At 69.2% G+C, this 13,613-nt stretch carries 12 protein-coding genes; 8 read left to right on the top strand and 4 right to left on the bottom strand.

Going from position 1 to position 13,613, the window contains the following annotated elements; translation table 11 throughout:
- Positions 1–56 precede the first annotated feature (56 nt).
- From F4554_RS26755 to F4554_RS26745, 3 genes are all read left to right on the top strand, one after another.
- Positions 57–1,436, top strand: a complete 1,380-nt coding sequence (locus tag F4554_RS26755; protein ID WP_179790138.1) for a DUF4331 domain-containing protein — start codon at positions 57–59, stop codon at positions 1,434–1,436.
- Positions 1,433–1,879 carry a hypothetical protein gene (locus tag F4554_RS26750; RefSeq protein WP_179790137.1) on the top strand — a complete coding sequence of 149 codons (447 nt, stop codon included), beginning with the start codon at positions 1,433–1,435 and terminating at the stop codon, positions 1,877–1,879. Before F4554_RS26755 ends, F4554_RS26750 begins: the two co-directional genes overlap by 4 nt.
- 264 nt (positions 1,880–2,143) lie before the next feature.
- Entirely contained in the window at positions 2,144–4,147 is a 2,004-nt protein-coding gene (locus F4554_RS26745; protein ID WP_337796213.1) for a translation factor GTPase family protein, read from the top strand.
- A gap of 63 nt (positions 4,148–4,210) precedes the next feature.
- Here F4554_RS26745 and F4554_RS26740 read toward each other — a convergent pair whose 3' ends face one another.
- Positions 4,211–5,269, bottom strand: a complete 1,059-nt coding sequence (locus F4554_RS26740) for a fatty acid desaturase family protein (RefSeq protein ID WP_179790136.1) — start codon at positions 5,267–5,269, stop codon at positions 4,211–4,213.
- A gap of 269 nt (positions 5,270–5,538) precedes the next feature.
- On the bottom strand, positions 5,539–6,303 hold the full coding sequence (locus tag F4554_RS26735; protein ID WP_179790135.1) for an AAC(3) family N-acetyltransferase: 765 nt from the start codon (positions 6,301–6,303) through the stop codon (positions 5,539–5,541).
- A gap of 322 nt (positions 6,304–6,625) precedes the next feature.
- Here F4554_RS26735 and F4554_RS26730 point away from each other — a divergent pair, with 322 nt between their 5' ends.
- From F4554_RS26730 to F4554_RS26710, 5 genes are all read left to right on the top strand, one after another.
- Positions 6,626–7,492 carry a nuclease gene (locus tag F4554_RS26730; RefSeq protein WP_179790134.1) on the top strand — a complete coding sequence of 289 codons (867 nt, stop codon included), beginning with the start codon at positions 6,626–6,628 and terminating at the stop codon, positions 7,490–7,492.
- Positions 7,493–7,643: 151 nt separating this feature from the next.
- A complete protein-coding gene (locus F4554_RS26725; RefSeq protein WP_337796212.1) occupies positions 7,644–8,843 on the top strand; it encodes a phosphatidylinositol-specific phospholipase C1-like protein in 1,200 nt (399 codons plus the stop codon).
- 178 nt (positions 8,844–9,021) lie between these two features.
- Positions 9,022–10,431, top strand: a complete 1,410-nt coding sequence (locus F4554_RS26720; RefSeq protein WP_179790133.1) for an alkaline phosphatase PhoX — start codon at positions 9,022–9,024, stop codon at positions 10,429–10,431.
- 147 nt (positions 10,432–10,578) lie between these two features.
- On the top strand, positions 10,579–11,322 hold the full coding sequence (locus F4554_RS26715; RefSeq protein ID WP_179790132.1) for an NAD-dependent epimerase/dehydratase family protein: 744 nt from the start codon (positions 10,579–10,581) through the stop codon (positions 11,320–11,322).
- Positions 11,323–11,379: 57 nt separating this feature from the next.
- On the top strand, positions 11,380–12,744 hold the full coding sequence (locus F4554_RS26710; RefSeq protein ID WP_179790131.1) for a TrpB-like pyridoxal phosphate-dependent enzyme: 1,365 nt from the start codon (positions 11,380–11,382) through the stop codon (positions 12,742–12,744).
- A gap of 40 nt (positions 12,745–12,784) precedes the next feature.
- Here F4554_RS26710 and F4554_RS26705 read toward each other — a convergent pair whose 3' ends face one another.
- Both F4554_RS26705 and F4554_RS26700 read right to left on the bottom strand, forming a co-directional pair.
- The gene (locus tag F4554_RS26705; protein ID WP_179790130.1) at positions 12,785–13,099 is read right to left on the bottom strand and encodes a transcriptional regulator; all 315 of its coding nucleotides are present in this window, start codon (positions 13,097–13,099) and stop codon (positions 12,785–12,787) included.
- A complete protein-coding gene (locus F4554_RS26700; protein ID WP_179790129.1) occupies positions 13,096–13,542 on the bottom strand; it encodes a hypothetical protein in 447 nt (148 codons plus the stop codon). Before F4554_RS26700 ends, F4554_RS26705 begins: the two co-directional genes overlap by 4 nt.
- Between the last annotated feature and the right edge of the window lie 71 nt (positions 13,543–13,613).

Here is a 13,613-nt window from a genome sequence, read left to right as displayed (position 1 = left end):
TCGCGAGGACCCGTCGTTCCAGCCGACCTCAGCCCGCACGTAGGAGGAACCCCCGCATGTCCTCGCACCGCGAAGCCCCCGAGATCTCCAAGGATCCGGTCGCCGACAACACCGACGTGTACGCGTTCGTCAGCCCGGACAAGCCCGACACGGTGACGCTGATCGCCAACTTCATTCCGTTCCAGAACCCCTACGGCGGCCCGAACTTCTACGAGTTCGGCGACGACGTGCTGTACGAGATCCACGTCTCCAACGGTGGCGACTGCCGGGCCGACATCAGCTACCAGTTCCGCTTCCACGCCGAGATCCGCAACGAGAAGACGTTCCTCTACAACACCGGACCGATCAGTTCGCTCAACGACGGTACGTGGAACCGCCCGCAGTTCTACTCGGTGACGAAGGTCGAGCACGGCCGCCCGCACATCCTGGCGCGCAAGCTGGCGGTGCCGCCGGTCAACATCGGACCACGCAGCACACCCGACTACGAGAAGTTGGCCGGGCAGGCGATCCACTCCCTCGACGACGGCGTCAGCGTGTTTGCCGGTCAGCGTGCCGACGGCTTCTTCGCCGACCTGGGCGCCATCTTCGACCTCGGCACGCTGCGGCCGTTCGAGATGGCGCACCTGATCCCGTCGGCGGCCGCCGCCGGTGTGAACGGCCTGCAGGGGCAGAACGTCCACACGATCGCCATCCAGGTCCCGATCCGCGACCTCACCCGCCACGGCCGGATGCCGAACGACGTGCTGGACCCCGGTGCCGTGATCGGTGTGTACGCATCGGCCAGCCGCAAGCAGTCCCGCATCCTCGACGGCCTGCTCGGCCGGGCGCTGTGGCACGGCCCGTACAAGCAGGTCTCGCGCCTGGGCAACCCGTTGTTCAACGAGGTCATCGTGCCGATGGCGGAGAAGGACCGCTGGAACTGCAGTTCGCCCAGGTACGACCGGGACTTCGCGGAGTACGTCACCAAGCCGGAGCTGGCCGGCCTGCTTCCGGTGCTCTACCCGGACGTGTTCCCCAAGCTCGCCGCGTACAGCAAGCCGCGCGCCGACCTGGCGGCGATCCTGCTCACCGGCATCCCGGAGGGAGTCGTTCCGGGATTCCAGAACTACACCGGCGACGTGCAGGCGGACATGCTGCGGCTCAACGTCGCGGTCCCGCCGGCGAAGTCGCCGAACCCACTGGGCCTGGTCGCGGGTGACGCGGCGGGCTTCCCGAACGGCCGACGGGTCATGGACGACGTGGTGACGGTGGAACTGCGGGCGGTCGCAGGCGTGACGATCCCGCTGGTCGACAAGTCCTTCACGCCGGACGAGACGGCCGGGAAGCTGAAGGACGGTACGTCGAACACGAACTCCGACTACCTGGCATCGTTCCCATACCTCGGCACCCCGGCCGGTGGCTACCAGACGAAGCCGGGAATGCCGGCGGCGTCATGAGTACGAACCAGGCCGAGGTTGCGAACGTCGCTCCGGTCACCGCCGGGGAAGCGGCAGGGCACTCGGAGGAGAACCCGCACGCGGGCAAGGGCTCCTCGGTCCTGCTGGACATCGGCGGAGACGTCGGTGCGCTCGTCGTGACGATGCCGGCCGAGCTGGAGGGAGTGGAGATCGAGCTCCGCGGCCGAGGCGTCGCCGTGGCGCACCACCACGGACACGGACACGGACACGGACACGGACACGGACACGGACACGGACACGCCCACTGGCCGCACGTGGCCGTCGTACCCCGCCCCTCCCCGGCAGGCGAGCTGATCCCGTCCGCGGTCTTCTTCGAGGTGCCCGCGGGCAGCTACGAACTCCACGTCCGCCCGGACGGCCCCATGCAACTCACGGTTGACATCAGGGGAGGTCACGTCACCCAGGCCGACTGGCCCAGCTGAGACCCCCAGATGTGGAGCACCGCCGGACGCGGAGTGGCGTCCGGCGGTGCTTCCGTCTGCCGCGCGACCGGAAAACGGGTTGCCGGAGCGGTGGCGCGGATGCTTCACTCCGGCCAGCCGGCCAGGCCCACCGGCCAGGCCCACCGTCAGACCGGGCCTACGAGCCGACGAGCCCGTCGGGGCAGACCGAGAGGAAGACGCAGATGCGAGGCACGTTCATGTCCATCCGAGAAGGGATCTTCATCTACGTAGAGGACATGACGCGTGGCGCGGACGTTGAATCTTGGGATCGTGGCCCATGTTGATGCGGGTAAGACGAGTCTGACGGAGCGGCTGCTTCATCTGGCGGGGGTGATCGCGCGGGTGGGCAGTGTGGACGCGGGGAGTACGCAGACCGACTCGTTGGAGTTGGAGCGTCGGCGGGGGATCACGATCCGGTCGGCGGTGGTGTCGTTCGTGTTGGACGGTGTGTCGGTGAATCTGATCGACACGCCGGGGCACCCGGATTTCATCGCCGAGGTGGAGCGGGTGCTGGGGGTGCTCGATGGTGCGGTGCTGGTGGTGTCTGCGGTGGAGGGTGTGCAGGCGCAGACGCGGGTGTTGATGCGGACGTTGCGGCGGTTGGGGATTCCGACGCTGGTGTTCGTGAACAAGTTGGACCGTGGGGGCGCGGATGCGGAGCGGGTGTTCGCGGAGGTGGCGGACAAGCTGACGCCGGCCATCGTCTCGATGGGGGCGTCCCACGATGCCGGCACCAGGAAGGCCTGGTTCGAGCCGTACGACGACGCCGACACCGCTTTTCGTGCCGACCTCACCGACCTCCTCACCGGCCACGATGAGGACCTGCTGGCGGCGTACGTCGACGACGAGACAGCGCTTTCATACCAGCGGCTCCGCGGTGAACTCCGTGCGCAGACCCGGCGGACCCTGGTGCATCCGGTGTTCTTCGGTTCGGCGATCACCGGTGCGGGGGTGGCGGAGCTCGTCGGCGGGATCACGGGGTTGTTGCCGGCGGGGGAGCCGGAGGCCGGCGGGCCTGCTGTGGGGACGGTGTTCAAGGTCGAGCGTGGCTCGGCGGGGGAGAAGGTCGCCTATCTGCGGATGTTCGCAGGTGAGCTGCACACCAGGCAGCGGGTGCGGTTCGCCTCTGCCGCCGGCCCTGACATCTCCGCCGGCGACGGGCAGGCGCAGAAGGTGACCGCGATCGGGGTGTTCGACCGTGGTGGGGTGGTGCAGCGTCCGGTGGTGGTGGGCGGGCAGATCGCGAAGGTGTGGGGGCTTTCCGACGTGCGGATCGGTGACCGGCTCGGCGACCCTGGCCCCGACGGCCGGGAGCAGTTCTTCGCGCCGCCGACGTTGGAGACGGTGGTGGTGCCGGTCCGCACGGGTGACAAGGGCGGGTTGCATGTGGCGTTGACGCAGCTGGCCGAGCAGGACCCGTTGATCAACCTGCGCCAGGACGACGTTGCCCAGGAAATGTACGTCTCGTTGTACGGCGAGGTGCAGAAGGAGGTCATCGAGGCCACCCTCGCCCTGGAGTACGGCATCGACGTCACCTTCCGCGAAACCACCCCCATCTGCGTCGAACGCGTGCTCGGCACCGGCGCTGCCGTGGAAGTCCTTGGCAAGGACGGCAATCCGTTCCTCTCCACGGTCGGGCTTCGCGTCGACCCCGCCCCGATCGGCTCCGGCGTACAGGTCGAGCTGGATGTCAAGCTGGAGTTGATTCCGCTCTACGTCTTCAAGTCCGTCGAGGAGTTCCGGCAGGCGTTGCGGAGCACCGTCGCGGAGACGTTCCGGCAGGGGCTGCACGGGTGGCAGGTGACCGACTGCCTGATCACGCTCACCGACTCCGGATACGTCTCGCCGGAGACCACGGCGGGTGACGTTCGCAAGCTGACGCCGCTGGTGTTGATGAGCGCGCTCGGCGAGGCGGGGACCGTGGTCTGTGAGCCGGTGCACCGGTTCCGCGTCGAGTTTCCGGCCGACACGCTGGGTGCGGTCCTTCCCCTGCTGGGAAGGCTGCGCGCGGTCCCGGGTGCGCCCCAGATCCGTGGTTCGTCCGGCGTACTGGAAGGTGACATCCCGGCCGCCACGGTGCACGAGTTGCAGCAGCGCCTACCGGGAGCGACTCACGGGGAAGGTGTGCTGGAGTCTGCGTTCGACCACCACGAGCCGGTCCGGGGAACCATTCCCACCCGGCCGCGCACGGACCTGAACCCGCTCAACCGCAAGGAGTACCTCCAGCACGTCCTGCGCGGGATCTGAGCGACCGGCCGCGAGTTTCCCGGGGCGGGTACCAGGTCGTCGCCTGGCCCTCCCAGCGGCCGGTCAGTTGGTCTGCCGTGACACGCGGGCGGGCACCGGCGCCCCGGAAGCCCGAAGTCCGGCGCCGACGCTGTGGAGGTAGCCGAGCGCCTCGCCGTAGGAGCGGATCAGCCCGGTCTTGTGGTAGCGGATGCCGCGCTCCTCGCAGAACGCCTGGACCAGCGGTTGCGCACGAGACAGGTTCGGCATCGGCATGGTCGGGAACAGGTGGTGCTCGATCTGGTAGTTCAGCCCGCCCAGGGCGCGGTCGACGAACCATCCTCCGTGCACGTTGCGGGAGGTGAGCACCTGCTTGCGCACGAAGTCCAGCTTCTCCTCCACCAACGGCATGCCCTTGTGGTTGGGGGCGAACGAGCAGCCCATGTAGAGACCGAAGAGCCCCTGGTTGACCGCGAGGAAGACGAGCGCCTTGCCCGGCGACAGCACGAGGAAGAGCGCCGACATGCAGGCAACGGTGTGGACGGCCAGCAGGACGCTTTCCAGGGCACGTTCCCTGACGTCGCGACGCCACAGGGCGCGCACCCCGGACACGTACAGCCCAAGGCCTTCCAGCAGGAGCATGGGGAAGAAGAGGTACGCCTGCCAGCCGGTGAGGGTTCGGGCCACGAACCCACGCCGGGCGTCGGCCTGTTCGCGACTCCAGGCGATCCCGCCGACGCTGACGTCGGGGTCGTCGTCGACGTGGTTGGGGTTGGCGTGGTGCCGGGTGTGCTTACCGATCCACCAGCCGTAGCTCAGGCCGACTCCGAGGTTGCCGAGCAGAATCCCTGCCCGCCGTGCGGCTCGCTTGGACGTGAAGACCTGCCGGTGCCCAATGTCGTGGGTGACGAACGCGACCTGGGCGAAGACCACGGCGAGCACCGCCGCCAGCAGGACCTGCCACCAGGAGTCGCCCAGCAGGACGAACGCGGCGCCGCCGGCGGCGAGCATCGAAGCGGCGGCCGCGATGCGGACCGTGTAGTGGCCGGGACGCGGGGTGAGCAGGCCGGCCTCGCGGACCCGGTGAGTGAGGTTCGCGTAGTCACTGGCGCGATGGGACAAAGGAGTCGACGGGTACGACATACGCACACTTCCTGACCTGGACGGATGGGGCGCCGCATCGGATTGATCCTTCGTGGATCGCCGACCGCACCGAGACCCCCGGGAGGTGCGTGCGTCTGCAGACGTGCACGGTGAACGCGGTCTTCGCCGGGACACTGCCGGACAGATACGACATCCGCCCCCTTGGTGACGGGTACGGCACCTCGAGCTGGACGTCGTCGACTCCGAGGGCATGACAGTACCCCAGCGGCTCAGGCGGCGGCAGGTCCGCCGTCGGCCGCCGGCAGCCGCTACGCGCTCGTCTCGGTCCGCACGAAGTAGCGCGGTGCGGCACGGAGCACCTCGACCCCGAGCGACACCAGTCCTCCGGCGGGCATCAGCCGGGCGGTCGCCGCGCCGACGGGGCCGGTCGACTGGAGTCCGCGCTGCACCAGCAGGGGTTCGATGGCGCCGAAGTTCCGCGGTGTGCCGTACTGATGAACCCAGTAGTCCCGTCGCTCCGTGCCGCCCGGCAGCGCGAGCACCGCGCGTACCGGAGCCGGCTGCAGGTGGTAGTCGGACCCGGCGAGTTCCTCCACGTGGTGCAGCGTCGTGTTGGACTCGTGGTCGCAGCCGAGCAGCAGGATCATGCCATCGGGGTCGGACGCGAGCCTCGCGTACGGCGAACCCGGACCGCACGGGGAGACGCAGTCCTCGTGGCCCTCCGTCAGCCGCCGGGCCGCCGCACCGACCGCCGCCACCGAGTGGGTCGGGTGCGCGGACCGGACGGCGCCGTCCCTGGTGCGTACGGTCTCGGGAATCACCCCGGTCCACGACGGGGTCTCCGCGAGGTCGAACACCACCTCCGCGTGCGGACCGACGTGCTCGTTCCCGGTGAGGGTCGGCGCCAGCACCGTCCCTTCCGGACCCACCACGTCGAGCAGCGCGCGTACGACCGTCGCGGGCCCGCCGTCCACGGGGCCCATCGACGACAGCGACGAGTGCACGAGCACGTGGTGTCCGGGGCGCAGGCCCAGTTGGCCGAAGGCCGTACCAAGGTGTTCCGCGTCGACCATGCGCGCCGCCCCTTTCGTCGAGGTTTCGTGGATGTACGGGAGCGTCCGCCAGCACCGTAGCCGGACGTCAGCGGTGCCGCGGCGGGGCGCCGAGCGGAAACCGCCGCAGCACGGGGAACGACGTGGCGGTCGTCTGCGACGGAGGCGGGGAGGACGACGCACAGATGACGCCGTGGTGCCGGGTTCACCTGCGGACGTTATCCACCGGGAATCCGTCGGGACGGCGATTGTCCGCCCATGAGGGTGCCCGGGCTGCTATCAAGGAAAGTACGCAGGTACGTAAGGCGGCCGCCGGCAACCGCAGAAGCAGGAGGGTCCGACGATGCCACTCGCTGCCATTCCCGGAACGTTCCAGGTGATCGGGGCTTCCCCGGACGGAGACTCCGTGCGTTTCCGGCCGGACGACCCGGACGCGTTCGCCAACGCCGGGATCAAAGCTCGGACGAACTCCTCCGGCGCCGCGCAACTGCGCCTGGACGCGATCGACGCCCTGGAGACCCACTACACGCCGCGAAGCGCGCCGCACCCGTGGCGGCAGCCGGCCGACCTCGGTGACGGTGCGGCGACCGCACTGCTGGACCTGCTGGGCTTCAGCGACGTCCAGCGCGACGAGCGCGGCATCGTGACCGCCGCGACGCCGGAGACGCGGCCCGGCTACATCCTCAGCCGCTTCGCCGACAAGTACGGCCGGGCGGTGTCGTTCGCCTACGCCGGCAAACGGCGCGGAGGTGCGAGCGGCTCGGTCTACCTGGAGGTTCCCGAACTCCGCCGGTCGGTCAACCATCAACTCCTCAGTGCCGGTTGGGTGTATCCCACCTTCTACTCGCTGCTGTACGTCGACCTGCGCGAGGAGCTCGCGAGCGTCTCCGTCGCCGCACGTGCCGCCAGGAAGGGCGTGTGGACGCACGACTCCACGCTGACCGGCTTCGGGCTGAAGTCACGTGACCAGATCCAGAACCAGCTCGTCATCCTGCCGAAGCTGTTCCGCCGGTTGGCCGACTACCTCACCCTGGACGAGCCGAGCAGCGTCGACCTCGCGGGCTTCCCGGGTTTCCTCGAGGCGAGGAACGACCGGATCTTCACCGTTCCCGCCGGTCAGGCGACCTCGTTCGCCACGCTGGTGGAGCGTCGCCGGCAGCGGCTGACACTGACCCTGGCGCCTGAGCAGATCGTCTTCCTCGAGGCCTGATCCGGCCGTCGTCTCCCGCACACACGCAGGAGACTTGACGTTTTCTTGCCCTACGCCTTGCCAAGCAATGATCTTGGCCGCAGACTCACCTGCCAAGCAGCAGGGGAGTTCCGGCCGAGACGGCGAGACCGTCAGAGCGAGAGGACCCGACGTGGGCAGGGTTGGCCGTAGGAACGTCGTCGCGGTCGCGGCGACGCTGATGACCGCGGCGGCGTGCGTGCTGTCCGCGACGGTGGCGCCCGCGGGCGCGCAGACGCGCGGGACCGCTCAGCCGGTACGCGGATCCGCCGACAATGTGGTGAACCTGAACGAGATCCAGACCATCAACACCCACAACTCCTACAAGCGGGAGACCGGCCTGGCCGAGCAGGCGGCGTACGACGAGATCGTCGGAAACCCCGGTGCCTACCGCAACGGGCTCGGCTACAGCCACGCGTCCCTCGCCGACCAGTTCGAGCACCAGAACGTCCGGGGCATCGAACTCGACCTGCGCCCCGACCCCGAAGGCGGCCGCTACCGCTACCCGATGGTGCGGCGCGACGCGGGCCTCGGCCCATTGACCGATCCCGCCTGGTCCGAACCCGGTATCAAGGTGTTCCACGTCGCCGACGGCGACTACAACACCACGTGCGTACGGTTCGTCAGCTGCCTGCGGCAGGTGAAGGCATGGTCGGACGCACACCCGGCCCACGTGCCCGTCACGATCATGTTGGAGTTGAAGGGAAGTGACCGCGCATTCGCCGAACGCGGCGGCGTGGTGGTGCCGCCGTGGGACGCCGCCGCCCTCGACGCGATGGACCGCGAGATCCGTTCGGTGTTCGGTGACGACGAGCTGGTCACCCCCGACGACGTGCGCCGGCCCGGCATGACGCTGAACGAGTCGGTGACGAAGGTCGGCTGGCCCACCCTCGCGCAGACGCGCGGCCAGGTGATGTTCGTCTTCAACAACGTCGGCAACACCTCGCCGTACACCGACGACGGCCACCCCAACCTCGAGGGAAGGATCGCGTTCGTCAACGCCGCACCAGGTCAGCCGAACGCCGCCTACCGCGGCCGGGACGAGGTGATCCAGCTGTTCGGCGAGATCCAGGATCTGGTGCGCCGCGGATACTTCGTCCGTACGCGTTCGGACTACTCGTTGTCGACCGTACGCGAGGAGGACTTCAGCCTGATCGAGGCGGCGCTGGACAGCGGCGCCCAGGTCATCTCCACCGACTTCCCGGCCGTCGGCATGGCCGCCCGCTACGACAGCGACTTCGTCGCCCAGCTGCCCGGTGCGCTTCCGGTGAGATGCAACCCGGTCAACGCGCCGAGGACCTGCCGGAACTCCCTGCTCGAACCACCCGACTGACCCCCGTCCGCGAACGACGGGCGAACGTCGTGCGAAGGGCATGTTCGCCCGCCGTTCGCCAGCCCGCCATCAGTTCCTGTCCTTGTGCTCCTACGGACGCGCTTCGGTTGACCTGTTCGTCGGTTCGTTCGTACGTACAGGTCCGATCCGTAGGGGCCTGATCCGAAGGGTGATGTGCATGACCTCGCTTTCTCGACGTGACCTCTTCGCCCGCAGTGGTGTGACAGCGATGGGCCTGGCGTTCGCCGGCAGCATCGACACCATTGCCGGGCCGCGTGCCGCACTGGCCGACTCGGGACAGGCGGTTGGCTACGGTCCCCTCGTACCGGACCCCGCGGGGATCCTCGCGCTGCCGAAGGGCTTCAGCTACCAGATCGTCGCGGAGACCGGCAAGACGATGCTGGTCACCGGTGAGCCGACGCCCAGCGACCCCGACGGCACCGGGAACTTCCCCAGCCCGACCGGCGCCACGCTGGTCAACAACCACGAGGTCGGTGGTTCCGAGCCGTTCCGCGTCCCGCCGCTGCCCGGCCTCACCTACGACCCTGGGGCCGGTGGCGGCACCACGAACATCGAGGTCGACCACGACGGCAAGCGGCTGCGTGAGTACGTCAGCGTGGCCGGCACGCACAACAACTGCGCCGGCGGCATCACCCCGTGGAACACCTGGCTGACCTGCGAGGAGACCGAGGCCCGCAAGGGCGGCGCCCTGCAGAAGGACCACGGGTACGTGTTCGAGGTCGACGCGTTCGACCAGCAGGCCAACCGGGACCCGGTGCCGTTGAAGTTCCTCGGCCGGTACGCCCACGAGGCGGTGGCGGTCGACCCGCGCACGTCCGCCATCTACGAGACCGAGGACGCCGGCGGGCCGAACGGCCTGTACTACCGCTGGACTCCGCCGAAGGGATTCCGGGGCGGCAAGGGTGCCCTGAAGGCGCTGGCGCTCGGCGAGGGAGGCGACACCGCGGGGACGCTGGAGGCCATGAGCTGCTACCTCGGCGGGCGGCACGTGGCGGACCTGTCGGAGGCGACCCGCCCGGGCACGACGTACCGGGTGCGGTGGGTCGAGGTGCCGGACCGCGACGCCCGAACCACCTCCGTACGCAAGCAGTTCACCGACGACCAGGTCACCCGCAGCCACAAGCTCGAAGGAGCCTGGTGGGACAAGGGCGGCGCCTACTTCGTCGCGAGCTTCGCGCGGACCGATGACGGCAGCCGCAACGCCCACGACGGCCAGGTGTGGTTCTACGATCCCGACTCGCAGACCGTAACCCTGAAGGTCATCTTCGGCGTCAACCAGGACCCGGACACCGACGGCAACTACGACGGGCCGGACAACATCACGGTCTCGCCGTACGGCGGGGTGATCCTGGCCGAGGACGGCGAGGGGATCCAGCACCTCGTCGGCGTCACCCGGTCCGGGCGGTCGTACCCGCTGGCGCGCAACGACCTGAACGGCAGTGAGTTCACCGGGCCGAACTTCTCGCCCGACGGCCGGGTGCTGTTCGCCAACATCCAGTCCCCGGGGCACGTCTTCGCGATCACCGGGCCGTGGGAGCACCTGCGCCAGGGCGGCGGTGTGCGCTGAGCTGCTGATCGCTGATACGCCTGGTTGACCCGCTGACCGAGTGCGGCACCTCACGAGGGTGCCGCACTCGGTCGCGCCGCGCGACTGCCCGGGCTGCCCATTAGCATCGGCATCGGCATACCGACGGCAGAGACGGAAGGCGTACCCATGACCGAGCGTGCTCCCCTGGTGCTCATCACCGGCGCGGCCGGAAGGATCGGCTCGACGCTGCGCTCGGCGCTGTCGCAGTACCGCCTCCGGCTGACCGACCGCGATCTCAGCGAGTGTGAGCCGAAGCCGAACGAGGAGGTCCTCGAGGCCGACCTCGCGGACTTCGCCGCGATGCGGCAGGCGGTCGAGGGGTGCGACGCGGTGATCCACCTCGGTGGCAACCCCGCCCCGTCGGCGACCTGGTGGGACCTGAAGGCGCCGAACATCGACGGGGTCCACAACGTCTTCGAGGCGTCCCGGCAGGCAGGCGTACGCCGGCTGGTGTTCGCCAGCACCAACCACGTCACGGGCATGCTCGACGAGCGCGGCGAGTGGCCGGTGGGTGCGCGGGGCCCGATCGCGCCGGACTCGTTGTACGGCGTGACCAAGGCCTTCGGCGAGGCGATGGGCCGCTACTACGCCGAGAACAGCGACCTGTCGGTGATCTGCCTGCGGATCGGCTGGTTCACCGGCGAGCACCAGCTCCTCGACAACGAGGGCTGGCTGCGGATGTGGCTGAGCGTGCCCGACCTCGGCCGGCTCGTCAACGCCAGCTTGACAGCAGACGTACGGTTCGGGATCTACTACGGCGTCTCGGCCAACACGCCGATGCGGTACGACATGGAGAAGGCGCGCACCGAACTCGGCTACGAGCCACTCGACGACTCCAGCAAGCTCCTCGCCGACCGCATCGGCAACTGAACGCGGTCGGCGACGCCGGGCGGGAGCGCATCGGGGAGCGGGGCTACGGTGGCCCACATGGGTGAGCCGACCAAGATCCTGCTCGACGAGTCCGAACTCCCTCGCCAGTGGTACAACCTGCTGGCCGACCTGCCCAGCCCGCCTCCGCCGGTGCTGCATCCCGGCACGAAGGAGCCGGTGGGGCCGGACGACCTGGCGCCGCTGTTCCCGAAGGACCTGATCGCCCAGGAGGTCACGACCGAGAGGTACGTCGACATCCCGGAGGAGGTCCTCGAGGTCTACCGGCTCTGGCGACCTTCGCCGCTGTACCGCGCGCACCGCCTGGAGAAGGCGCTCGGCACCCCCGCCAAGATCTTCTACAAGTACGAGGGTGTGTCGCCGGCCGGCTCGCACAAACCGAACACCGCCGTACCTCAGGCCTACTACAACGCGCTGGCCGGCGTTCGGCGACTGACCACCGAGACCGGGGCGGGCCAGTGGGGGACCGCACTGGCGTTCGCGTGCTCGCAGTTCGGCCTGGACTGCGAGGTGTGGCAGGTTCGCGCGTCGTACGACCAGAAGCCCTACCGCAAGGCGATGATCGAGACGTTCGGCGGCGTGGTCCATCCGTCGCCGTCGGACCTCACCGAGGCCGGCCGGGCGGTGCTGGCGAAGGACAGCGAATCCCCTGGCTCGCTGGGTATCGCGATCTCCGAGGCGGTCGAGGTCGCGGCCGGCGCCCCCGACACCAACTACGCGCTGGGCAGCGTCCTCAACCACGTGCTGCTGCACCAGACCGTGATCGGGGAGGAGGCGCTCGCGCAGTTCGCCAAGGTGGGGTTGACACCGGACCTGATCGTCGGGTGCACCGGCGGCGGCTCCAACTTCGCCGGTCTGGCGTTTCCGTTCCTGCGCGAGAAGCTGTCCGGCCGGATGGACGTGGCGGTCCGGGCGGTGGAGCCGGCGAGTTGTCCGTCGCTGACCAAGGGCGTGTACGCGTACGACTTCGGCGACACCGCGGGAATGACGCCGCTGATGAAGATGCACACACTGGGACACGACTTCGTTCCGGACCCGATCCACGCGGGCGGACTGCGCTACCACGGGATGTCCCCGCTGTTGTCCCACGTCTACGAGCTCGGCCTGTTCGAGGCCGAGGCCAGAACGCAGCGCGAGTGCTTCGAGGCGGGGGTCAGGTTCGCCCGTGCCGAGGGCATCGTGCCCGCACCCGAACCCACCCACGCCCTGGCCTCGTGCATCGAGGAAGCTCTGCGCTGCAAGGAGACCGGTGAGGAGAAGGTCATCCTCACGGCGCTCTGCGGGCACGGCCACCTCGACCTGGCCGCCTACGCCGCCTACCTGAACGACGAACTCGTCGACCACGAGCTCGCAGAACACGACGTCGCCGAGGCGGTGGCGGCACTGCCGTCAATCCCGGGCTGACACTGCTCCACGCCGCGTCCGCCGGGGAGTGAAGCGGAGCTCAGCTCCCCGGCGCGGCGGACGGGCCGGCGGCGAGTTGGTTGAGCACGTCCAGATGTTTGGCGAACGCCGTTCGCCCGGCCCTGGTCGCCGCCAGCCAGGTCCGTGGCCGGCGACCGACCTGGCCCTTGGTGACCTTGACGTAGCCGGCCTCCTCCAGTGTCGTCACGTGCTGGGAGAGCACGGAGTCGGTGATCTCCACGGTGTCGCGGACGAAGCGGAACTCCACCTTGTCCGCGGGCAGCAGTGCCGCCATGATCGAGAACCGGGTCGGGTTGTGGATGACGGCGTCGAGCTGGTGCCGTGGATGGCTCACGAACGCCTCCGCTCGAGGGCTGCGAGAGCCGGGAACGGCACCGCCAGGACGAGGGCGGCCAACGTCCACCAACCGAGCGAGTCGTCGGCCCGCCAGCGGACGATCGGGCCGAGCACGAACAGGTAGCCCCCGAACCAGATGGCGGTGGCGACCAGCAGCCGACGACCCGCTCCGCGCGGCTGGACGTCGTGCGAGTCCGCCCACCAGGCCAGCAGGCCCATCGCCACCACCCATGCGCCGGACGCGACGTACCGCGCGAAGCCGTCGGGGAAGAGGGCCTCGATCGCCACGATCAGGGCGAACGCAAGAACGCCCACCAGCAACAGGTATCTCGTCCACCACCGCCCCGCCGCACGGGTCCGGCTGCCGGCCCGCGACGCGTCGGTCAGGGCCGCGCGGGCGTCGGACGGGCTGGGGCCCGGGGTGGAGCTGTGCTCGCTCATCGGTCTCCTCAAGCTCGAAGTACTTTAGGAACCATAAACTACTTCGAACCTGCCGGGCAACCGAGGAGGGC

This window comes from Actinopolymorpha rutila, from assembly GCF_013407855.1.
Classification (GTDB): Bacteria; Actinomycetota; Actinomycetes; order Propionibacteriales; family Actinopolymorphaceae; genus Actinopolymorpha; species Actinopolymorpha rutila.
Note: the sequence above shows the minus strand (reverse complement) of the source record. Positions and strands in the feature narration are given on the sequence as shown.

Bases quoted from the DNA above. Each gene is read 5' to 3' on its own strand.
- F4554_RS26755 (WP_179790138.1), top strand. From the start codon at position 57: ATGTCCTCGCACCGCGAAGCCCCCGAGATCTCCAAGGATCCGGTCGCC.
- F4554_RS26750 (WP_179790137.1), top strand. From the start codon at position 1,433: ATGAGTACGAACCAGGCCGAGGTTGCGAACGTCGCTCCGGTCACCGCC.
- F4554_RS26740 (WP_179790136.1), bottom strand. From the start codon at position 5,269: ATGTCGTACCCGTCGACTCCTTTGTCCCATCGCGCCAGTGACTACGCG.
- F4554_RS26735 (WP_179790135.1), bottom strand. From the start codon at position 6,303: ATGGTCGACGCGGAACACCTTGGTACGGCCTTCGGCCAACTGGGCCTG.
- F4554_RS26730 (WP_179790134.1), top strand. From the start codon at position 6,626: ATGCCACTCGCTGCCATTCCCGGAACGTTCCAGGTGATCGGGGCTTCC.
- F4554_RS26720 (WP_179790133.1), top strand. From the start codon at position 9,022: ATGACCTCGCTTTCTCGACGTGACCTCTTCGCCCGCAGTGGTGTGACA.
- F4554_RS26715 (WP_179790132.1), top strand. From the start codon at position 10,579: ATGACCGAGCGTGCTCCCCTGGTGCTCATCACCGGCGCGGCCGGAAGG.
- F4554_RS26710 (WP_179790131.1), top strand. From the start codon at position 11,380: ATGGGTGAGCCGACCAAGATCCTGCTCGACGAGTCCGAACTCCCTCGC.
- F4554_RS26700 (WP_179790129.1), bottom strand. From the start codon at position 13,542: ATGAGCGAGCACAGCTCCACCCCGGGCCCCAGCCCGTCCGACGCCCGC.